18 protein-coding genes are annotated in these 20572 nt (G+C 70.0%); 13 read left to right on the top strand and 5 right to left on the bottom strand.

What is annotated here, in order from left to right; translation table 11 throughout:
• The first annotated feature begins 6 nt into the window (after nucleotides 1–6).
• Entirely contained in the window at nucleotides 7–615 is a 609-nt protein-coding gene (locus QTN24_RS06785; RefSeq protein WP_313835999.1) for an XRE family transcriptional regulator, read from the top strand.
• Nucleotides 616–618: 3 nt separating this feature from the next.
• Here QTN24_RS06785 and QTN24_RS06780 read toward each other — a convergent pair whose 3' ends face one another.
• From QTN24_RS06780 to QTN24_RS06770, 3 genes are read right to left on the bottom strand one after another with little or no spacing between them, the layout of a single operon-like run.
• Nucleotides 619–1254, bottom strand: a complete 636-nt coding sequence (locus tag QTN24_RS06780) for a flavin reductase family protein (RefSeq protein WP_124686412.1) — start codon at nucleotides 1252–1254, stop codon at nucleotides 619–621.
• Between the two features lie 9 nt (nucleotides 1255–1263).
• Nucleotides 1264–2010: a GntR family transcriptional regulator gene (locus QTN24_RS06775; RefSeq protein ID WP_313836381.1), complete on the bottom strand. Its 747-nt coding sequence runs from the start codon at nucleotides 2008–2010 to the stop codon at nucleotides 1264–1266.
• A 31-nt stretch (nucleotides 2011–2041) separates the two neighbouring features.
• A complete protein-coding gene (locus QTN24_RS06770; RefSeq protein WP_313835998.1) occupies nucleotides 2042–3022 on the bottom strand; it encodes a polysaccharide deacetylase family protein in 981 nt (326 codons plus the stop codon).
• A gap of 236 nt (nucleotides 3023–3258) precedes the next feature.
• Here QTN24_RS06770 and QTN24_RS06765 point away from each other — a divergent pair, with 236 nt between their 5' ends.
• The 8 genes from QTN24_RS06765 (at nucleotide 3259) to QTN24_RS06730 (ending at nucleotide 13428) form a co-directional block, all read left to right on the top strand.
• Nucleotides 3259–4434: an ABC transporter substrate-binding protein gene (locus tag QTN24_RS06765; RefSeq protein ID WP_313835997.1), complete on the top strand. Its 1176-nt coding sequence runs from the start codon at nucleotides 3259–3261 to the stop codon at nucleotides 4432–4434.
• 55 nt (nucleotides 4435–4489) lie between these two features.
• Nucleotides 4490–5368 (top strand): branched-chain amino acid ABC transporter permease, encoded by an 879-nt coding sequence (locus QTN24_RS06760; protein ID WP_124686409.1) that lies wholly within the window; start codon nucleotides 4490–4492, stop codon nucleotides 5366–5368.
• An 8-nt stretch (nucleotides 5369–5376) separates the two neighbouring features.
• Nucleotides 5377–7953 carry an ATP-binding cassette domain-containing protein gene (locus QTN24_RS06755; RefSeq protein WP_313835995.1) on the top strand — a complete coding sequence of 859 codons (2577 nt, stop codon included), beginning with the start codon at nucleotides 5377–5379 and terminating at the stop codon, nucleotides 7951–7953.
• Nucleotides 7950–9530: a gamma-glutamyltransferase gene (gene ggt, locus QTN24_RS06750; protein ID WP_313835994.1), complete on the top strand. Its 1581-nt coding sequence runs from the start codon at nucleotides 7950–7952 to the stop codon at nucleotides 9528–9530. The genes QTN24_RS06755 and ggt overlap by 4 nt, the downstream gene beginning before the upstream one ends.
• A 294-nt stretch (nucleotides 9531–9824) precedes the next feature.
• Entirely contained in the window at nucleotides 9825–10049 is a 225-nt protein-coding gene (locus QTN24_RS06745) for a hypothetical protein (protein ID WP_313835993.1), read from the top strand.
• 275 nt (nucleotides 10050–10324) lie between these two features.
• On the top strand, nucleotides 10325–11755 hold the full coding sequence (locus QTN24_RS06740) for an MFS transporter (RefSeq protein WP_313836379.1): 1431 nt from the start codon (nucleotides 10325–10327) through the stop codon (nucleotides 11753–11755).
• A 75-nt stretch (nucleotides 11756–11830) separates the two neighbouring features.
• The gene (locus tag QTN24_RS06735) at nucleotides 11831–12124 is read left to right on the top strand and encodes a helix-turn-helix transcriptional regulator (protein WP_313835992.1); all 294 of its coding nucleotides are present in this window, start codon (nucleotides 11831–11833) and stop codon (nucleotides 12122–12124) included.
• Entirely contained in the window at nucleotides 12121–13428 is a 1308-nt protein-coding gene (locus QTN24_RS06730; protein ID WP_313835990.1) for a HipA domain-containing protein, read from the top strand. Before QTN24_RS06735 ends, QTN24_RS06730 begins: the two co-directional genes overlap by 4 nt.
• 15 nt (nucleotides 13429–13443) lie before the next feature.
• Here QTN24_RS06730 and QTN24_RS06725 read toward each other — a convergent pair whose 3' ends face one another.
• A complete protein-coding gene (locus tag QTN24_RS06725; protein ID WP_313835989.1) occupies nucleotides 13444–14163 on the bottom strand; it encodes an SDR family oxidoreductase in 720 nt (239 codons plus the stop codon).
• A gap of 178 nt (nucleotides 14164–14341) precedes the next feature.
• On the opposite strand from QTN24_RS06725, the gene QTN24_RS06720 reads away from it, so the two are divergent.
• On the top strand, nucleotides 14342–15208 hold the full coding sequence (locus QTN24_RS06720) for an EamA family transporter (protein WP_124686401.1): 867 nt from the start codon (nucleotides 14342–14344) through the stop codon (nucleotides 15206–15208).
• Here QTN24_RS06720 and QTN24_RS06715 read toward each other — a convergent pair.
• Nucleotides 15205–15774: a GNAT family N-acetyltransferase gene (locus QTN24_RS06715; RefSeq protein ID WP_313835985.1), complete on the bottom strand. Its 570-nt coding sequence runs from the start codon at nucleotides 15772–15774 to the stop codon at nucleotides 15205–15207. The genes QTN24_RS06720 and QTN24_RS06715 overlap by 4 nt on opposite strands.
• A gap of 69 nt (nucleotides 15775–15843) precedes the next feature.
• Here QTN24_RS06715 and QTN24_RS06710 point away from each other — a divergent pair, with 69 nt between their 5' ends.
• From QTN24_RS06710 to nirB, 3 genes are all read left to right on the top strand, one after another.
• On the top strand, nucleotides 15844–16326 hold the full coding sequence (locus QTN24_RS06710) for a helix-turn-helix domain-containing protein (RefSeq protein ID WP_313835983.1): 483 nt from the start codon (nucleotides 15844–15846) through the stop codon (nucleotides 16324–16326).
• Between the two features lie 323 nt (nucleotides 16327–16649).
• Complete coding sequence (locus tag QTN24_RS06705) at nucleotides 16650–17963, top strand: MFS transporter (RefSeq protein ID WP_124686398.1); 1314 nt, start codon at nucleotides 16650–16652, stop codon at nucleotides 17961–17963.
• 37 nt (nucleotides 17964–18000) lie between these two features.
• Nucleotides 18001–20562 (top strand): nitrite reductase large subunit NirB, encoded by a 2562-nt coding sequence (nirB, locus tag QTN24_RS06700; protein WP_313835980.1) that lies wholly within the window; start codon nucleotides 18001–18003, stop codon nucleotides 20560–20562.
• Nucleotides 20563–20572 lie beyond the last annotated feature (10 nt).

Genomic DNA, 20572 nt, shown 5'->3' with positions numbered 1-20572 from the left:
GAACACATGACGACCACGCAACCCTCTTCCGCCAAGTTGCCGGCCGCCCCCGACGGGCCGCCAGCCGTTGGCAGTGCGCTGCAGGCGCTGCGGCAAAGCCAGCAGTTGTCGCTGGACGACCTGTCGCGCCGCGCCGGTGTCTCCAAGTCTATGCTGTCGCAGATCGAACGGAACCTGGCCAATCCGACGGTGGCCGTGCTCTGGCGGCTGGCCAACGCGCTCGGCGTCAGCCTGGCGGACTTCCTGGCCCAGGGCCCGGGCGCCGCGCCGGCGCCGGCCATTGCCGTGGTGCAGGCGCACGCCATCCCCGCGCTGAAGAGCCCGGACGGGCGCTGCGAGCTGCGCATCCTCGGCCCGATCGACCTGGCGGGACGCTTTGAATGGTATGAATTGACGATCCAGCCAGGCGGGGTGCTGGCGTCGGAGCCCCACGAGGCCGGCACCCAGGAACACCTGTCGGTGCTCGGCGGCGCGATGACCGTACGGTCGGCCGGGGACGAGAGAAAGCTGAAGCATGGGGAAACCGCCCGCTACGGCGCGGACGTGGCCCATGCGATTGCCAATCCGGGCAAAAGCGTCGCCACGGCGCTGCTGGTGGTGGTCCACCCGGCCTGACGATCACATCTCGTCGATCGCGGTCGAGGCCGTGACCACGCCGGCGTCCCGCTCCAGCGAAAACCGGTCGCGCGTGGTCACGTAGAAGCTAGCGCCGAAGCGGCCCACCGGAAAGTAGTCCTGCAGCCGCACGCGCCAGCGCTCGGTGTCGATTAGCCCGTCACGCGCGTGCAGCCGCAGCACCCGGCCGATGAATATCTGGCGGCTGTCGGTTTCCAGCGTCTCCCAGAGCCGGCACTCGAACGCAACGGGCGCCTCGGCAATGCGCGGCGGCGCCACCTCGGTACACGGCGCGGCGGTCAGCCCCACGTGCGCCAGTTCGCTCATGTGCGGCGGCAGCCGCTCGCCGCAGCGGTGCATCTTCTCCGCCATCGCCTCGTCGCTCAGGTGCACCACGAACTCGCCGGTGCGCACGATATTGGCCGCCGTGTCCTTGAGCGCGCCGTCGCCCAGCCGGTTGACGCTGATCATCACGATCGGCGGCTCCTCGCCCAGCATGTTGAACATCGAGAACGGGGCCGCGTTGGCGGTGCCGTCCGGGCCCAGCGTGGTGACCAGCGCAATCGGGCGCGGCACGATCAGGCTGGCCATGAGCTTGTAGCGCTGATACTCGGTGATCGCGCTGAAATCGATTTCCATGGGGTGTCCTCAGGGGTTGCGGCCGGGCTGCTGCGGCAGCCCCAGCATCTGCGCCAGGCTCTTTTCGCCCTGCATGCGCGAGGTCTCGATGCGCTGTTCCAGTTCGCGCAGATGGGCTTCCATCAGCGCCACCGCACCGGCCGCGTCGCGGGCCTCGATGCAGGCGACGATGGCCGCGTGCTCGTCGTGCTCGCATGGCGCGTGGCCCGGCGGCTCGTACAGGCCGACGATCAGCGAGCAGCGCGACACCAGTTCAGTCAGGTAGCGCTGCAGCACCGGGTTGCGCGCCAGCGCGGCAATGCGCAGGTGGAAGCCGCTGGCCAGCCGCGCCCACGACGGCTGGTCGAAGCGGTGCATCGCGTCGTGCTCGTCGGCCAGCTGGCGGCGCAGGTCGCGGATGTCGTCGCGCGTGGCCCGCTCCACGGCCAGCTCCACCAGCACGCGCTCCATCGCGCGGCGGGCTTCGAAGATCTGGCTGGTCTCCTCAGGCGTGGGTTCGGCGATCACGGCGCCCTTGTTCGGCCGCAGCGCAACGATGCCGTCGTGCGCGAGCTTTTCCAGCACGCGCCGCACCACGGCCCGGCCCACGCCGAACAGGTTGCAGAGCTCGGGTTCCGGCAGCTTCGTGCCCGGTGTCAGGCGGTGGTTGAGCACCCCGTCGAAGATCGCCTGGTAGATGCGGCTGTCGGCATCGGCGGGCTCGGGGGTTTCCGGCGCGGCCTCGGCGGGGGCTTTCCTTGCGGCTTTGGTGGACATGACGTCGGTCAGGGAAACAATGGCCATGATGTTAGCGCGGTGTGCCGGCGGTCGCCGCCGGGCGGTCCATGGCGTCCCACGCCGCGCAGATCGCGCCCGGCGTGGTCATCCAGACGTCGCCCGTGGCGCGGTGCGCGGCGATGTGCGCCAGCGCGCGGCGCAGGTGGCGCAGGCGGTAGGGCTGGCCCACCAGGTACGGATGCAGCGCGATGCCCATCACCAGCGGCTGCGGGTGGCGCGCGTGGTTGGCCTGCGCCAGCATCTCATCGAACTGGTCGACGATCATGTCGGCAAACGCGGCCCCGTCGAGCTGCCGCGCGATGATCATCGGGATGTCGTTCAGCTCCTGCGGGTACGGGATCGACAGCAGCGTGCCGCCGTCGCGCGTCTGCATGCGCACGGGACGGTCGTCGTGCGCCCAGTTCAGCGTGTAGCGGTAGCCGGCCTCGGCCAGCAGGTCCGGCGTGACCAGCGTCTCCGATATCCACGGCGACAGCCAGCCGCCGGGCGCCTGCCCGCAATGGGCCTGGATGCGGTCGCGGCAGTGGACGATCAGCGCGCGCTCGCCGGCTTCGTCGAACTCGCTCTGGCGGTGCGCGTTGGTGTGGCCGTGGCCGATCAGCTCGTCGCCGCGCGCCAAACAAGCGTCCAGCACCTCGGGGCAATGGTCGTAGAGCGCCGTGTTCAGCAGCACGCCGGCCGGCATCTGCAGGTCGTCGAACAGGTCCAGGCAGCGCCACACGCCCACCCGGTTGCCGTATTCGCGCCAGCTGTAGTTGAGCACGTCCGGCTGCGGCGATACGGGCCCCAGGTTGGCGCCCAGCCCCTCGCCAAACGCGAAATGCTCGATGTTGAAGCCCAGGTAGACGGCCAGGTGCGCGCCGCCGGGCCAGCGCGCGTCGGCGGCGTCGGTGATCGGCCGGTACGGAAAGCGGCCGTGGTGGCGCAGCGGACCGAACGTCGGCGCGGCCGCGGCTTGCGCGGCGGCCAGCGGGCTCGGGTTGAAGGTCATGGACGGTTGCCTTTCTTCGGGTTGGTGCATCCGGCGCCGGGCACCGCACTGGCTTCGTGCGTGATGCCCCGTTCCGGATCGTATGCATGGATGCACCCGGATCGTTCGCAATATCCGGACCATATCGTCAGCACGTTGGAAACTGGCGTGTCGCGGAAGCTGGCGTGGATTCGTCAACGCGATGGCACGGCTCTTGCGAGCCACGGCCCCGACATCCACCCATCCGGAGATCTGCCATGTTTCGTCCCCAACGCCGTGCATTGATCGCTGCCGCCGCGGCCGCCTGCGCGATGACCGCCCTGCCCGCGCACGCCGCCGACACCATCAAGATCGGCCTGATCACGGCGCTCTCCGGCCAGTCGGCCCGGGCCGGCGAATCGCTGACGCGCGGCATGACCATCGCCATCGACGAGATCAACGCCAAGGGCGGCCTGCTGGGCGGGCGCAAGCTGGAACTGGTACGCCGCGACGACGAAGGCAACCCCGCCAAGGGCGTGCTGGCCGCGCGCGAGCTGATCTACAAGGAAAAGGTGGCCGTGCTGTTCGGCGGGCTGGACACGCCGGTCTCGATGGCCATCGTGCCCATCGCCAACCAGGAAAAGGTGCCGTTCATGGGCCCGTGGGCGGCCGGCACGCCAATCACGCACAACGGCGCCAACCCCAACTTCGCGTTCCGCGTGTCGGCCGTGGACGAGGTGGTCGACAAGGCCATGCTCCAGTACGCGCAGAAGGCGTTCAAGGCCACGCGGCCGGGCCTGATCCTGGTGAACAACCCGTGGGGCGAATCGAACGAGAAAGGCATCGTCGCCGCGATGGCCGCCAAGGGCGGCAAGCCGGTGGGCGTGGAAAAGTTCGAGGCCAACGACGTGGACCTGGTGCCGCAACTGGGCCGCCTCAAGGCCGCCGGCGCCGACGTGCTGCTGATGGTGGGCAATGTCGGGCCGTCCGCGCAGGTCGTGAAGTCGCTGGACCGCATGGGCTGGAAGGTGCCGGTGGTCTCGCACTGGGGGCCGGCCGGCGGCCGCTTCACCGAACTGGCCGGGCCGAACGCCCGGAACGTCCATTTCGTGCAGACGTACAGCTTCTTCGGCACGCCCACGCCGGTCAGCACGCGCGTGGTCAATGATCTGAAGGCCAAGTACAGCGACGTGAAGGGCCCGGACGACATCACGCCGGCCGTGGGCGTGGCCAACGCCTACGACGCCACGCAGCTCGCCGCGCTGGCCATCGCCAAGGCCGGCAGCACCAGGGGCGACGCCGTGCGCGAGGGCTTCTACAAGATCGACCGCTACGAGGGCCTGATCAAGACCTACGTGAAGCCGTTCTCGCCGCAGCAGCACGACGCGCTGACCGAGAACGACTACGTCTGGGCCCAGTTCATCGACAACCGCATCGTGCCGGTGAAGCAGTAACGCCGCCTCGCCCGCCTGCGGCGGGCGGCAGCACAACGACAGACAAGGACTCACCATGTTATGGATTTCCGCCCTCATCAGCGGGCTGGGCCTGGGCAGCATGTACGGGCTCATGGCGCTGGGGTTTCACATCACCTACGCGGTGTCGGCCACCGTCAACTTCGCGCAGGGCAGTTCGATGATGCTGGGCGCCGTGCTCACGTACACGTTCGCGCAGACGCTGGGCTGGCCCATGCCGCTGGCGGTGCTGCTGGCGCTGGCGCTGTGCGCGCTGTACGGGCTGGCCGTGGAATTCCTGGCCGTGCGGCCGTTTGCCAGCCGGGGGTCGAACGCGTGGCTGATGGCCACCGTGGCGCTGGGCATCGTGCTCGATAACGTGGTGATGCTCTGGTTCGGCACCGAGCCGCGCAGCCTGCCGTCGCCGCTGGCCACGCAGTCGGTGCAGCTGGGCAGCGCCGGCGTGGGCGTCTATCCGCTGCAACTGGTGATTCCGGTGGTCGGCCTGGCGCTGGCCGCGCTGCTGCACTGGGTGCTGCGCAAGTCCCGCTGGGGCGTGGCGATGCTGGCCGTGGTGCAGAACCGCGACGCCGCGCGCCTGATGGGCATCCCCATCCGCCGCACCATCGCCGGCGCGTTCGCACTGTCTACGCTGCTGGCCGGCATCGCCGGGGTGCTGATCGCGCCGTTGTTCAACGTGCAGGCCGACATGGGCACCGTGTTCGGGCTCAAGGCGTTTGCCGTGGCGATCCTGGGCGGGCTGTCCAGCGCCTGGGGCGTGATGGTGGCCGGGCTCATCTTCGGCGTGGCCGAAGCGCTGGTGACCGCGTCGCTGGGTTCCAGCTACACGCAGATCATCACGTTCGCGCTGGTGATCGCGCTGCTGGCGCTGCGCCCCGATGGGCTGTTCGGCCGTGCGGAGGTACGAAAGGTATGAGCAAGACAATGACGACCGCCCTGCCCGCCGCCGCGACCGGCGCGGCCCCGCTGGCGCCGGCCCCCTGGCTGGGTCTGGGCACGCCGCTGCAGATCGTGGCCATGGTGGCCGCGCTGCTGGCCGCCGCCGCGCTGACGCTGACGCTGAACGGCTACTTCGTGTTCGTGATTGCCGGCGTCGCCATGCTGGCGATCTGCGGCGTGGGCCTGAACCTGCTGCTGGGGCTGACCGGCCAGGTGTCATTCGGCCACGTGGGCTTCTATGCGATTGGCGCCTACGCGGTGGCCATCCTGACCGGCCAGGCCGGCTGGAGCTTCTGGGCCGCCTGGCCCGTGGGCGCGCTGGTGGCCGCCCTGCTGGGCGCGCTGCTGGCGCTGCCCGCGCTGCGGGTCAAGGGGCCGGGCCTGGCGATGGTGACCATCGCGTTCGGCTTTATCGTCGAGCACGGTGCCGTGGAATGGCGCGCGCTGACCGGGGGGCAGAACGGCCTGATGGGCATCGCCCAGCCGTCGCTGCCCGGTGTCGATAGCGGCGAGCGCGCGCTGGCGCTGATTGCCATTGCCGTGCTGGGCGTGGCCGTGGCGGCCTATGCGCGGATCGCGCGCGGAAGCTGGGGCGCGGCCATGCGTGCCGTGCGCGACAGCGAGACCGCCGCGGCGTCGATCGGCGTGAACCCGCTGGTCGTCAAGACCGTCGGCTTTGCGTTCTCGGCGGCGCTGGCCGGCCTGGCCGGCGGGCTGTTTGCGCCGCTGCAGGGCATGGTCACGCCGGGCATGTTCTCGTTCCTGCAGTCGATCCTGTTCGTGCTGGTGGTGATGATCGGCGGCGCCGGCACCGTGGCGGGCCCGCTGGCCGGGGCCGTGATCGTCGGCCTGCTGCCCGAGATCCTGTCCAGCCTGGAAAACCTGCGGCTGCTCTGCTTTGGCGTGCTGCTGCTGGTGGTGCTGTGGGTGGCCCCCACCGGCATCGTCGGCGTGGTCACGGCGGCATTCCGCCGGTTGCATCCGGCCGTGCCAGCCAGCCACGCGCCGGTGGCCGGCGCCGCGCTGCCCATGCGTGAACCGGCGCAGCGGCGTGGGCTGTCGGCGCTGGGCCTGTCGATGGTGTTCGGCGGCGTGCGCGCCGTGGACGACCTGTCGTTCGACCTGCCGCCCGGCCAGGTGACGAGCCTGATCGGCCCGAATGGCGCGGGCAAGTCCACCGTGCTCAACATGCTGTCCGGCTATTACCGCCCGCGCGCCGGGGGCCGCCGGCTGGGCGCCGATGCGCTGCCCGCGCGCGGCGCCTGCCACAGCGCCCGGCACGGCATCTCGCGCACGTACCAGACCACGCAGCTTTTCACCGGCATGAGCGCGGCCGACAACGTCGCCATCGCGCTCACGCGCGGCAAGCTCGGCACGCTGCTTGGCATTGCCGGCTTCACGGCCCCCGCCGTGCGCGCCGAAGCCTGCGCGCTGCTGGCCGCGTGCGGCTACACCGGCCATCCCGATACCAGCGCCGCCGACCTTGCGCACGTGGATCGCCGGCTCGTGGAGATTGCCCGCGCGCTGGCCACGCGGCCGGCCGTGCTGCTGCTGGATGAACCGGCCGCCGGCCTGTCGCGCGAGGACAAAGCGATGCTCGGCCGCCTGCTGCGCCGGATTGCCGATAGCGGCGTGGCCGTGGGGCTGGTCGAGCACGACATGTCGCTGGTGATGGACGTGTCCGACAACATCGTCGTCATCGACGCCGGCCAGCATCTGGCACGCGGCACGCCCGATGCGGTACGCGCCGATCCGGCCGTGCGGCGTGCCTACCTGGGCGAGGCGTCGGGCACGGTCACGCGCCGCCGTGCCCGCACCGGCACCGACGCCACGCCGCCCGAAGTGCTGGGCGTCAGCGCGCTGCGCGCCGGCTACGGCGCGGCGCCCGTGCTGCACGACGTCGACCTGCAGGTGCGCGAAGGCGAAATGGTGGCGCTGCTGGGCGCCAACGGCGCCGGCAAGTCCACGCTGATGCGCGCGCTGTCGGGCCTGCACCGGCCGGTGCGCGGCGGCATCACGTTCGACGGCATCGACCTGGCCCGGCTCGACGCGGCCCGCATTGCCGAACTGGGCGTGGTGCTGGTGCCCGAAGGCCGCCAGGTGTTTCCGGAACTGTCGGTGCTGGACAACCTGCGGCTCGGCGCGTTTCCGTCCGGCCGCCTGCCGCGCGCCGAGATGACGCGCCGCATCGAGTCGATGTTCGCGCGCTGGCCCCGGCTGCGCGAGCGCCAGCACCAGCGCGCCGGCCTGCTGTCGGGCGGCGAGCAGCAGATGCTGGCCGTGGCGCGCGGGCTGATGTCGAACCCGAGCGTGCTGCTGCTGGACGAGCCGTCGCTGGGCCTGGCGCCGAAGGTCATCGACGAACTGTTTGCGTCGCTCGATACGCTGCGCGACGCGTCGATCACGATCCTGCTGGTCGACCAGATGGCCGCGCTGGCGCTGGCGCTGGCCGACCGCGCGTACGTGCTGGAAGAGGGCCGCGTGGTGGCCAGCGGCGATGCCGAGTCGCTGGCGCGTGACCCGGCGCTGGTGCAGGCGTACCTGGGCGGGCAACACGGATGAGCGCGCTGGCCACTTCCCGGACCGGCATGGTCACGAGCCCGCACCGGCTGGCGAGCGAGGCCGGGCTGGACATCCTGCGCGCGGGCGGCAACGCCATCGAGGCGGCCATTGCCGTCGGCGCCACGCTGGCCGTCACCTATCCCCACTTCACCGGCCTGGGCGGCGACGCGTTCTGGATCGTCGGCGACCGGCATGGCAACGCGCGCGCGCTGTCCGGCATCGGGCAGGCCGCTGCAGCGCTGCCCGACTATGGCGATGCGATACCCACGCGCGGGCCGGCGTCGGCGCTGACCTCGGCGGCCACGGTCGACACCTGGGACCGCGCCTTCGCCATCAGCCGCGACCAATGGGGCGGGCGGCTGGGCTGGAGCCGGCTGTTCGAGCGTGCCATCGCGCTGGCCGAGGACGGCTTTCCGGTCACGCCGTCGCAGCGCTTCTGGCAGGCATTCCGCGCCGCCGAGCTGGCCGACTGGCCCGGCTTTGCCGACGTCTTCCTGCCCGATGGCCGCCTGCCCGAAGCCGGCGACCGCCTGCGGCAGCCGGCGCTGGCCCGCAGCCTGGAGCGCATCGCCCGCTTCGGCGCGCGCGAGTTCTACGAAGGCGAACTGGCCGCGCGCATCGCCGCGGGCCTGCAGGCAGCCGGATCGCCGCTCACCCGCGACGACCTGGCGCGCACCGCCGCGCGCGACGAGGCGCCGCTGCGCGTGCCCTATCGCGGCGGCGAGCTGCTGAGCCTGGCGCCGCCCACGCAGGGCGTGACCACGCTGCAGATCCTCGGCATCCTGGACCGGTTCGACGTCGCCGCCATCCCTGAAGGCAGCGCGGACTACTACCACCTGCTCGTGGAAGCCGTGAAACAGGCGTTTATCGAGCGCAACCGCCATGTGGCGGACCCCGAGTTCGCGGCCGTCCCGGTCGACGCCATGCTGGCCCCCGACCGGCTGGGCACGCTGGCCGCGCGGATCGATCCGCAACGCGCCCAGCCCTGGCCGCACGTCTACCAGCACGGCGACACCGTGTACCTGAGCGCGGTGGACGCCGAGGGCCGCTGCGTGAGCGTGCTGCAGACCGTGTACTTCGACTGGGGCAGCGGCGTGGTGGCCGGCGACACCGGCATTCTCTGGCACAACCGAGGCGCGGCGTTCTCCACCGATCCCACCCATCACAACGCGATACAACCGCGCAAGCGGCCGTTCCATACGCTCAATCCAGGCATGTACCTGCGCGACGGCAAACCCCGGCTGATGTATGGCACGCAGGGCGCCGACGGCCAGCCGCAGACGCTGGCGGCAGTGCTGACGCGGCTGATCGACTACGGGATGAACCCGCTGCAGGCGCTGGCGCGGCCGCGCTTCCTGCTGGGCCGCACGTTCTCGGACAGCCGCGACAGCCTGAAGATCGAGGCAGACGCGGGTGCCGATGTGATCGCGGCGCTGTCGACCCGCGGTCACGAAGTGAGCCCCATCGACGCGCAGAGCCCGCTGGCCGGCCATCCGGGCGCCATCGCGTTGTACGACGACGGCACGATCGCCGGCGCGCACGACCCACGCAGCGACGGCATCGCCATGGGGCTGTAAGGGGCATGGCACCCGGCGCGGCCGCGCTGGGGCATCATGCTGGAAAACCGGCACCGCCGCGCATGACGCAGGCATGACAGCCCTGCAACGTGTAGCGGTTTTGTATCGGACAGGAACCCGTGCAGGGGATGCCCGTCCAATGCCCATGACTGTCGACTCGCCATCACGATGCGATGCAGCGTGCAAGCGCCGGGGCGATGGTCCACAATTCCGCCGGAGGGGCGCACCGCTGCATACGGTTCACGCGCTCCCCATGTCCCCAGCAACCGCTCCCCTCTCGCCAAGGAGAACACCGTGCTGAGCCCACATGAACTTGCCACGCTGATGTTGATCGGCAATGGCCCGCATACCCGCGACGATACGTCGACCATCCCCGCGCGCGAAATCGATCCCGTCGATCTCGACGCGCTGATCTCCAAGGAAATGGTGATCCTGCAGTCCGAACAGGGCCAACGCCCCTGTCCGCAGATCACCGCGCACGGCCGCTCGATGCTGGCCGCCGTGGGCCGCCTGGGCTAGCTGCCCGGGCCTTGCCCACAGCCTCTCTCGCTATCGACCCCGTGACCCGATGCCGGGTGGCTATCGCGTGACGGTAGCGGTCGGTCAGCGGCTGCCATCGCAGCCATCCCCCAGCCATACGGGGCGTCCATGTCGACGCCCCGTTTTTCGTTCCCGCCCGTGCCCGGCGTCGGCCATGCGCCGACAGGCAGCGGCGGATGCAATCGCTATAGTCTGCTGAGCACCCGTAGGCGGCGCCGCGCGGCCCGCCCTGCCCCCCGTTACAGGAGCCCGCCATCGCCGCCTGGCAATCGGACATCCCCGCCCGCCTGGACCGCCTGCCGTGGTCGCGCTGGCACTGGCGCGTGGCCATCGCGCTGGGCATCGCCTGGGTGCTGGACGGGCTCGAAGTCACGCTGGTCGGGTCGGTGGGCGCCGTACTGGAGCGCCCGGACACGCTCGGCCTGAGCGCCGCGCAGGTGGGCTGGACCGGATCGCTCTATATCCTCGGCGCCGTGCTGGGCGCGCTGGTGTTCGGCCGGCTGGCCGACCGGCTGGGCCGCAAGCGGCTGTTCCTAGCCACGCTGGCCGTCTACATGGCCGCCACGCTGGCCACCGCGTTCTCGCCGAATTTTGCGTTCTTCGCGCTGTGCCGCTTTGTGACCGGGCTGGGTATTGGCGGCGAATACGCGGCCATCAACTCGGCCATCGACGAACTGATACCGGCCCGCGTGCGCGGCCGCGTCAACCTTGCGATCAACGGCAGCTTCTGGCTGGGCGCCGCGCTTGGGGCGGGCCTGAGCCTGTTGCTGCTGGACCCGCGCGTGTTCGGGCCGGTCTGGGGCTGGCGCGCCTGCTTTGCGCTGGGCGCGGTGCTGGCCGTGGCAATCGTGCTGATCCGCCGGCACGTGCCCGAAAGCCCCCGCTGGCTGACCACGCACGGCCGGCACGACGAGGCCGCGCGCGTGATCGCCGCCATTGAGGCCGAGGTGACGGCGCGGCATGGGGCGCTGCCCGCCCCCGACGCGGCGACCCACGTGGCCTATGCCGGCAAGCCGATTCCGTCGCTGCGCGAGATCGTGCGGCTGCTGGTGCATCGCTACCGGACGCGCAGCGTGGTCACGCTTGCGCTGATGGTGGCGCAGGCGTTCTTCTACAACGCCATCTTCTTTACCTACTCGCTGGTGCTGACCAAGTTCCAGGGCGTGCCCGAGGAGCGCGTGGCGCTCTATATCTTCCCGTTCGCGCTCGGCAACGCGCTGGGGCCGCTGGTGCTGGGGCCGCTGTTCGACCGTATCGGCCGGCGCAAGATGATTGCCGTGACCTATGTGCTGTCCGGCATCGGCCTGGCGGCCACGGGCTGGGCGTTCCGGGAAGGCTGGCTGGACGCGCGCTCGCAGGCGCTGTGCTGGTCGGCCGTGTTCTTCCTGGCGTCGGCCGCGGCCAGTTCGGCCTACCTGACCGCCAGCGAGGTGTTTCCGCTCGAAATGCGCGCGCTGGCCATCTCGGTGTTCTACGCGGTAGGCACCGGCACGGGCGGCTTTATCGCGCCGGTGCTGTTCGGCATGCTGATCGAAACCGGCAGCCGGGGCGCGGTGGCGGTGGGCTATGCCATCGGCGCGGCGCTGGTCATCGTGGCCGGGCTGCTGGCGCTGCGGTTCGGCGTGGATGCGGAGCGCCGCGCGCTGGAGGACATCGCCCCGCCGCTGGGCGCCGAGCGCGACTGACGGCGAAAAATATTCTTTCTCATACTTTTCCGGCGTATGTTATGTTATTCCATAACATTTCTACCGGATTCCGAGATGCCAACGCTCCACACCCAACTGCGCGCACTCCGCAAGCTGCGGGGCGTGACGCTGGGCGACGTCGGCCGCACTATCGGCATGGCGGCGTCTAACCTGTCCCAGGCCATCAGCGGCAAACAGGATGTGCGCGGCTCGACACTCGTCGCCATCGCCGCCGCCATGGATGCCGAATGGGTGCTGGTGCCGCGCGAGCACCTGGACGACGTCCGGCAACTGTTGGCCGGCAAGACGGCCGGCCCTGACCGCGCCGCGCCCACCTCGGTCGACCTGCTGCTCGGGGACCAGACATGAGCGACGACCTGCGCCCGCGCTACCTGTCCGTCCACCTGCACGGCGTGCTCTGCGGCTACCTGTGCGAAGCGGGCCGCACCACGCGCTTCGTGCCCGGCGAGCAGTTCCGTGGCGATCCGGGGCGGCCCACGCTGAGCCTGTCGCTGTCCGTGCCCGGCAACGAGGCGGCCACCGCCACGGTGCTGTCCAACCCTTTCCATCCCGCGCTCTACAACACCGGCGGCGAGCTGCCGCCCTATTTTGCCGGCCTGCTGCCCGAGGGCGAGCTGCGCAAGCGGCTGGAAGCCACGCGCCATCACCCCGACGACCGCGACGACTTTGGCGTGCTGGCCGCCGCCGGCGAGGACCTGCCCGGCGCGCTGACGATCCGCCCGGCCGACCTCGACGCGCTGCCGGACTACGTGCGCACCGTGGGCGTCACCGGCGGGGCCGACAACCTTGAAATCGCCGTGGTCGAAGGCGCCACCGAGGGCGCCGCGTCGGTGTCCGGCGTGCAGAACAAGCTGGCGCTGTCCACGGCCCACGCGGGCCGGCGCTACACGATGCCCACGCACGGCCGCCTGTCGGACCTGATCGCCAAGCTGCCGGCCCGCAACGACGACAGCCAGATCTTCAACGAATACGTGTCGATGCAGCTGGCGCAGGCGGCCGGCGTGGCGGTGGCCGTCTGCCGCCCCCAGCCGCTGGCCGCGATCGACGTGCCGGGGCTGGCCGAGGCGCTGGGGCCGGACCTGCATTTCCTGGCCGTCGACCGTTTCGACCGCGAACCGGGCGGGCGCGTGCATGCCGAGGACGGCTGCCAGATCCTGACCCGCATGCCGGCGCGCAAGTACGCCGGCAGCGACGCCTACGTGGCCATCGTCCGGCTGCTGGACCGGCTCAGCGTGCGCGGCATCGAGGACGTGCGGCAGTTCTTCATGCGCCAGGCCGTGCATACGCTGCTGGGTAACAGCGACGCCCATCTCAAGAATTTCTCGTTCCTGTACCGCAATGGCACGATGCCCGAGCTGTCGCCGGCGTACGACATCGTCAGCGTGGCCGCGCTGCCCGGCTTTGCCGCGTTCGGCCAGAACGTGGCGATCGACGCCCTGCAGCGCCAGCAGACGCTGGAGACGTACCGCCAGTTCGCCCGGGATGCGCGGATCGCCGACCGCATTGCCGTGGCGGCGGTCAAGGACGCCGTGACGATGGCGCAGGCGCGCTGGCCCGAATTGCTCGACACGCTGCCCACGCCGCCGGCCATGCGGACCATTGTGCTGGACCGCCTGCGCACGCTGCCGCTGGCACGGCTGGCGCGCCGCTAGCGGACGGCAGGCGGCTCAGCTCAGCCCGTCGAGCACCATGTGCTGGCCGTGGATGGCATCGGCCGCGTCGGAGGCCAGGAAGGCCACGGCCCGTGCCGCGGCACCCGTGGAGACCCAGTGCGACGGCTCCGCCGACGGCATGGCGCGGCGGTTGGCCGGGGTATCGAGGATGCTCGGGGCGATGCTGTTGACGTTGATGCCGGCGCCGCGCACCTCGTGCGACAGGCTTTCCACCAGGCGCTGCAACGCGCTCTTGGACGCCGCGTAGGCGCCCATCGTCGCCGCCCCGGCCGCCGCGCTCCGGGCGGACACGGCCACCACCTTGCCGTGCCGCTGGAACATCATCGACGGGATGAAATGGCCGGTGACGGCCACGAACGACCACGCATTCAGGTCCATCATGCGCAGCCACGACTCGCGGCTCATGGCATGGGTCGGGTCGCCCATCTCGAAGCCGCCCGCCACGTGCACCAGCACGTCGACCGTGCCGAAGGCGTCGAGAATGGCCGCCGCCACGCCCGCCATCGCCGTATCGGACGTGACGTCGGCCGCGTGCAGCAGCGTGCCGCCATGGTCGGGCTCGGGGTGGGCAAAGACGCTCTGCAGGTGCTGCAGGTTGTGGTCGATCAAGGCCAGCCGCGCGTGTTCGGCGGCAAAGCGGCTGGCCACGGCGCGCCCGAGGGCGCCGGCCGCGCCGGTGATCACGACATGACGACGGGGGGCCTTCGCATCCATGGCTGGCTCCGGAACAGGGGTCCTTCCACCATAGTGCGTGGGTCCGGACTCCGCCAGCGGCCGGGCGGCGCCAACTGTACAGCACGTGGCACCGGCATCTGTGCATGGCCGCGCGGTCGATGTTGGTGCAAGATGCGGCACCGCCCGCCCCTCGGGCTTTTCGTACCAGGATGCAGACGTGCCCCTTTCCCGCCTCAGGCAGAGCGAAACCCTGCTGGCCGTTGCCGCGCTGGTCGGCTCGATGGCGTCGCTGTGCATCGGCACGTCGTTTGCCAAGAGCCTGTTCGGCGCCGTGGGCGCGCAAGGCACCGTGGCGTTGCGGGTGGGGTTTGCCGCGCTGATCCTGATCGCGGTGTGGCGGCCGTGGCGGTTCCGGCTGTCGGGCACCCATGCGCGGGCCATCGCGCTGTACGGCGCGGCGCTGGGCGCGACCAACCTGCTGTTCTATATGTCGCTGCGGACCATCCCGCTCGGGCTGGCCATCGCCATCGAGTTCACGGGCCCGCTGACCGTGGCGGTGCTGTCGTCGCGCCGCGCCATCGACTTCCTGTGGATCGCCTGCGCCGTGGCCGGGCTGGTGCTGCTGCTGCCGCTGGGCGATGCCGCCACGCACCTCGACCCCGTCGGCATCGGCTTTGCGCTGGCGGCCGGCGTGGGCTGGGCGCTCTATATCGTCTTCGGGCAGATGGCCGGCAACGCGCACGGCGGCCAGGCCACGTCGCTGGGCATGACCATGGCGGCGCTGGTGGCGCTGCCGTTCGGGCTGGCCCATGCGGGCCCGGCGCTTTTCAGCCCGGCGGTGCTGCTGGCCGGGCTAGCGGTGGGGCTGATGTCGAGCGCGATTCCGTATTCGCTGGAGATGGTGGCGCTGAAGCGGCTGCCGCGGCGGACCTTCGGCATCCTGCTGAGCCTGGAGCCCGCCATGGGCGCGCTGGCCGGGCTGGCCTTCCTGCACGAGCAGTTGACGCTGATCCAGTGGGTGGCGATTGCCGCCATCATCACCGCGTCGATCGGCTGCACGGCCACGTCGCGCGGCAAGAGCTAGTTGCCGGCGAACCAGTCGTGCGGCAGCCAGTGGTCGCGGCGCGGCCGGGTGGTGTCTGCCAGCGACAGGCTGACTTCGTGCAAGTAGCTGTCCTCGGGGTTGCGGCGCGTGGCAAAGCCGCAGTCGCGCATGATGGCCAGCATGCGGCGGTTTTCGCTCAGCACGTCGCCGCGCATGCCGCGTAGCCGGCCGGCCCGCGCCACCTGCTGCAGCCGCTGGATCAGCCGCCGCCCCAGGCCCTGGCCCTGCCAGTCATCGGCCACCACCACGGCCAGTTCGGCCACGTCATCGGCATTCACCACGTATTCGGCATTGGCGACGATGGTTTCCTCGCCCGATGCGGCGGGCGCCGTCACCACCATCGCCACGTCGCGTCCCGGGCGATGCCCGACAAAGCCCTGGATGGTCTCGTCAGCTACCCGGCCGCCGGTCAGAAAGCGGTAGTAGCGGCTTTCGCGCGACAGGCTGTCGACGAAGGCCCGCAGCGCGTCGCGATCCACTGTTCCGCGCCCGCCTCTTCTTGCTGTGTTCCGGTATCGCCACGCATCGCCCACCCCTGACTTCATTTCCTGTAGGCAGGACTATAGTCGAAACCCTGACTTTTGCAAATGAAGTTAGAGTGCTATCCTGAATTCATGCCGACCACAGTTCCGCCCCTCTCGCCCGACGACTTCGCCCAGTGCTCGATTGCGGCCACGCTTGGCCTGATCGGCGAAAAGTGGACGATCCTTATCCTGCGCGACGTGTTCTCCGGCGTCCGCCGGTTCGACGACTTCCTGGCCCGTCTGCAGTGCTCGCCGGCCGTGCTGTCCGCGCGGCTCAAGACGCTGACCGAGGCCGGCCTGCTGCGCAAGGTCGGCTACAAGGAGCCCGGCGAGCGCGAGCGCTTTGCCTACCATCCCACCAAGTCCGCCGTGGACCTGCTGCCGGTCATCGTCGGCCTGATGCAATGGGGCGATGCCCACATGAAGCCGTGCGGCCAGGGGCCGGCCGAGATCCGCTCGCGGGTCAACGGGCTCAAGGTGCGCGCGGCCCTGATCGACGAGGAAAACCAGCTCGTCTCCCCCTCGGACATGCAGCTCATCTCGCTGCTCGATCCCGCCACGTCACCCCGCTGACCGGACCGGGCGCGCACCGGCGCCGCACATTGCACTGCACCATAGCCGTGCGGCCGCCCTAGTCTGGCGCCGCACCACGATGCGTTAATGTGCCTGATGCGCCGCTTCAAAGCGGTTTTTCAGCCTCCCAGGCATCCCAGTCGCCACCTTCATCCCCTGGCACACCGCTTGCGATAGGTAGTGCGGGCCGGTCAACGGCGATCCGCCCACCCCACACAAGCGCGGCCGCCTTCTTCAAGGCGACCGGGCAGGACAACGGCGTCCCCAGAACTGGCCCCCATTGGCCAGGATCTCGGGACGCCATTTGTTTTTGGAGCCCAAGGATGAACGGCAAAGCCACCCGGATCGACCTGCTGAGTCTGAAGACCCCGCAGATGCGCGCCTTCCACCTGACCTGGATGGCGTTCTTCGTCTGCTTCTTCGCCTGGTTTGCCTGCGCGCCGCTGATGCCGGTGCTCAAGGGCGAATTCGGGCTCACGCCGGGCCAGATCGCCAACATCAACATCGCCGCCGTGGCCGTCACGATCATCGTGCGGCTGATCATCGGGCCGATGTGCGACCGCTTTGGCCCGCGCAAGACCTATACGGGCCTGCTGGCCATCGGCGCGATCCCGGTCATCGGCGTGGCCTTTGCCCAGAACTACGAGACGTTTCTGTTCTTCCGCCTGCTGATCGGCGCGGTGGGCGCGAGCTTTGTCATCACGCAGTACCACACGTCGGTGATGTTCGCGCCCAACGTGGTGGGCACCGCCAACGCCGCGTCGGCCGGCTGGGGCAACGCCGGCGGCGGTGCCGCCCAGGGCGCCATGCCGCTGCTGCTGGCCGCCGTGCTGTTCCTGGGCGTGGACCACGCCATGGGCTGGCGCGTGGCGCTGATCGTGCCGGGCGTGCTGATGCTGGTGATGGCCGTGGTCTACTGGCGCTTCACGCAGGACTGCCCGGAAGGCAATTTCTCGGACCTGCGCGCCCAGGGCATCGCCGTGAGCGGCGGCAAGGGCGGCGGCGGCTGGGCCAGCTTCCGCGCCGCCAGCACCAACTACCGCGTCTGGATGCTGTTCATCACCTACGGCGCCTGCTTTGGCGTGGAGATCTTCATCCACAACGTGGCCGCCACGTTCTACGTGGACCGCTTTGGCCTGTCGCTGTCCGCCGCCGGCATGGCCGCCGCCAGCTTCGGCCTGCTGGCCCTGTTTGCCCGGGCGCTGGGCGGCTACCTGTCCGACAGGGTGGCCCGCCGCCGCGGCCTGGATGCGCGCTCGATCGTGCTGTTCGTCTTCATCCTGGGCGAAGGGCTGGGCCTGCTGGCCTTTGCCCACGCCTCGGGCGTGGTCACCGCCGTGGCCGCGATGCTGGTGTTCGGCCTGTTCACGCACATGGCCTGCGGCGCCACCTACGCGCTGGTGCCGTTCATCGACCGCAAGGCGCTGGGCGGCGTGGCCGGGATCATCGGCGCGGGCGGCAACGTCGGCGCGGTGGCGGCCGGCTTCCTGATGAAGGGCCTGGGCGACCTGCAGCTCACGCTGACGTACCTGGGCGTGGCCGCCACGCTGGCCGCGCTGTGCGCCATCGCCGTGCGCTTCAGCGCCGAGCACAAGGCCCGCGAGCAGGCGCTGTACGACAGCGCGCTCGCCAACTGATCGCCTCATACAAGATACCCCGCACAAGGAAAGCATCATGAAGATCATCATCGTCGGGCACGGCATGGTCGGCCACAAGTTCCTGGAATGCCTGGCCGATGCCGGCGCGCAGGACCTGGAAGTGACGGTGCTCTGCGAGGAGCCGCGCCCCGCCTACGACCGCGTCCACCTCTCGGAATTCTTCGCCGGCAAGTCGGCCGATGACCTGTCGCTGGTGCCGGCGGGCTTCTTCGACCAGCACAACAACATGCTGCTGCGCCTGAATGCCAGGGCCACTGCCATCGACACGGCGGCGAAGACCGTCACCACGTCCACCGGCGAGACGCTGCCCTACGACAAGCTGGTGCTGGCCACCGGCTCGTACCCGTTCGTGCCGCCGCTGCCTGGCAAGGACCGCAAGGACACCTTCGTCTACCGCACCATCGAAGACCTGGAAGCCATGCTCGAATGCGGCCGGCGCGCCCGCACGGGCGTGGTCATCGGCGGCGGGCTGCTGGGCCTGGAATGCGCCAAGGCGCTGCGCGACATGGGGCTGGAAACCCACGTGGTGGAGTTTGCCCCGCGCCTGATGGCCGTGCAGGTGGACGACGGCGGCGGCCGCATGCTGCGCCAGAAGATCCAGGACCTTGGCGTGACGGCCCACACGGGCAAGAACACGGTGGAGATCGTCGATGGCGTGGACGGCACGCACCGCATGAACTTTGCCGACGGCACGCACCTGGACACCGACATGATCGTGTTCTCGGCCGGTATCCGCCCGCGCGACGAACTGGCGCACCAGGCCGGCTTGGCCGTGGGCCCGCGCGGCGGCATCACCATCGACAACAACTGCCTGACCTCGGACCCGCACGTCTACGCCATCGGCGAATGCGCGCTCTGGGACGGCAAGATCTACGGGCTGGTGGCCCCCGGCTACGACATGGCCCGCGTGGCCGCCCGCCACCTGCGCGGCGAGGCCGCCGAGTTTGCCGGCGCCGACATGAGCACCAAGCTCAAGCTGATGGGCGTGGACGTGGCCAGCATCGGCGACCCGCACGGCAACGCGCCGGGCAGCCGGTCGTACCAGTTCACCGACGAGCGCAAGCAGGTCTACAAGAAGCTCGTGGTGTCCGATTGCGGCAAGTACCTGCTCGGCGGCGTGCTGGTGGGCGATGCGGCCGAGTACGGCACGCTGCTGCAGATGATGCTGAACCGCATCGAGCTGCCGGAATCGCCCGAATTCCTGATCCTGCCATCGTCGGACGGCCAGGCCAAGCCTGCGCTGGGCGCCGACGCGCTGCCCGACACCGCCCAGATCTGCTCGTGCAACAACGTCAGCAAGGGCCAGATCTGCGCGGCCGTGACCGACGGCGCCACCAGCATCGGCGCGCTGAAGACCTGCACCAAGGCCGGCACCGCGTGCGGCGGCTGCGTGCCGCTGGTCACGCAGATCATGAAGGCCGAGATGAAGAAGCAGGGCATGGCCGTCAACAACCACCTCTGCGAGCACTTTCCGTACTCGCGCCAGGAGCTGTACCACCTGGTGCGGGTGGGCAAGTTCAAGGCGTTCGACGACCTGCTGGCCGCACACGGCAAGGGCCTGGGCTGCGACATCTGCAAGCCCACGGTGGGCAGCATCCTGGCCTCGTGCTGGAACGAGTTCGTGCTCAAGGAAGAGCACGCCAGCCTGCAGGATTCCAACGACTACTTCCTGGCCAACATCCAGAAGGACGGCACGTACTCGGTGGTGCCGCGCATGCCGGGCGGCGAGGTCACGCCTGACGGCCTGATCGCCGTGGGCCAGGTGGCCAAGAAGTACGGCCTCTATACCAAGATCACCGGCGGCGCGCGCGTGGACATGTTCGGCGCCCGGCTGGAGGAACTGCCGCTGATCTGGGAAGAACTGGTGGCCGCCGGCTTCGAATCGGGCCACGCCTACGGCAAGTCGCTGCGCACGGTGAAGTCGTGCGTCGGGTCGACGTGGTGCCGCTACGGCGTGGACGACTCCGTGGGCCTGGCGATCGACATCGAGAACCGCTACAAGGGCCTGCGCGCGCCGCACAAGATCAAGTTCGGCGTGTCGGGCTGCACGCGCGAGTGCGCCGAGGCGCAGGGCAAGGACGTGGGCATCATCGCCACCGAGCGCGGCTGGAACCTCTACGTCTGCGGCAACGGCGGCATGAAGCCGCGCCACGCCGAACTGCTGGCCGGCGACCTGGACCGCGAGACGCTGGTGCGCTACATCGACCGCTTCCTGATGTTCTACGTGCGCACGGCCGACCGCCTGCAGCGCACCAGCACCTGGCGCGACAACCTGGAAGGCGGCCTGGACTACCTGAAGGCCGTGGTCATCGACGACAAGCTCGGCATCGGCGCCGACCTGGAAGCCGAGATGCAGCACGTGGTGGACACCTACGAGGACGAGTGGAAGAAGGCCATCACCGACCCCGAGACCCGCAAGCGCTTCCGCCACTTCGTCAACAGCGACCTGCGCGACGACAACCTCGTCTTCCTGGAAGAGCGCGGCCAGATCCGCCCGGCCACGCCGGAGGAACGGAACTTGCAGCGCAACCGCCTGAGCCACATTCCCGTGGTTGCCGTGCCCGCCAAAGCTGCCTGAAACAAGGAGA

Origin of the sequence: Cupriavidus sp. SZY C1, from assembly GCF_032190535.1 — a bacterium.
Lineage (GTDB): Bacteria > Pseudomonadota > Gammaproteobacteria > Burkholderiales > Burkholderiaceae > Cupriavidus > Cupriavidus pauculus_C.
This window is presented reverse-complemented; position numbering and strand designations above follow the sequence as displayed.

Coding starts and splice junctions, on each gene's coding strand:
- QTN24_RS06785 (WP_313835999.1), top strand. CDS start 7: ATGACGACCACGCAACCCTCTTCCGCCAAGTTGCCGGCCGCCCCCGAC.
- QTN24_RS06780 (WP_124686412.1), bottom strand. CDS start 1,254: ATGGAAATCGATTTCAGCGCGATCACCGAGTATCAGCGCTACAAGCTC.
- QTN24_RS06775 (WP_313836381.1), bottom strand. CDS start 2,010: ATGTCCACCAAAGCCGCAAGGAAAGCCCCCGCCGAGGCCGCGCCGGAA.
- QTN24_RS06770 (WP_313835998.1), bottom strand. CDS start 3,022: ATGACCTTCAACCCGAGCCCGCTGGCCGCCGCGCAAGCCGCGGCCGCG.
- QTN24_RS06765 (WP_313835997.1), top strand. CDS start 3,259: ATGTTTCGTCCCCAACGCCGTGCATTGATCGCTGCCGCCGCGGCCGCC.
- QTN24_RS06760 (WP_124686409.1), top strand. CDS start 4,490: ATGTTATGGATTTCCGCCCTCATCAGCGGGCTGGGCCTGGGCAGCATG.
- QTN24_RS06755 (WP_313835995.1), top strand. CDS start 5,377: ATGACGACCGCCCTGCCCGCCGCCGCGACCGGCGCGGCCCCGCTGGCG.
- ggt (WP_313835994.1), top strand. CDS start 7,950: ATGAGCGCGCTGGCCACTTCCCGGACCGGCATGGTCACGAGCCCGCAC.
- QTN24_RS06735 (WP_313835992.1), top strand. CDS start 11,831: ATGCCAACGCTCCACACCCAACTGCGCGCACTCCGCAAGCTGCGGGGC.
- QTN24_RS06730 (WP_313835990.1), top strand. CDS start 12,121: ATGAGCGACGACCTGCGCCCGCGCTACCTGTCCGTCCACCTGCACGGC.
- QTN24_RS06725 (WP_313835989.1), bottom strand. CDS start 14,163: ATGGATGCGAAGGCCCCCCGTCGTCATGTCGTGATCACCGGCGCGGCC.
- QTN24_RS06715 (WP_313835985.1), bottom strand. CDS start 15,774: ATGAAGTCAGGGGTGGGCGATGCGTGGCGATACCGGAACACAGCAAGA.
- QTN24_RS06710 (WP_313835983.1), top strand. CDS start 15,844: ATGCCGACCACAGTTCCGCCCCTCTCGCCCGACGACTTCGCCCAGTGC.
- QTN24_RS06705 (WP_124686398.1), top strand. CDS start 16,650: ATGAACGGCAAAGCCACCCGGATCGACCTGCTGAGTCTGAAGACCCCG.
- nirB (WP_313835980.1), top strand. CDS start 18,001: ATGAAGATCATCATCGTCGGGCACGGCATGGTCGGCCACAAGTTCCTG.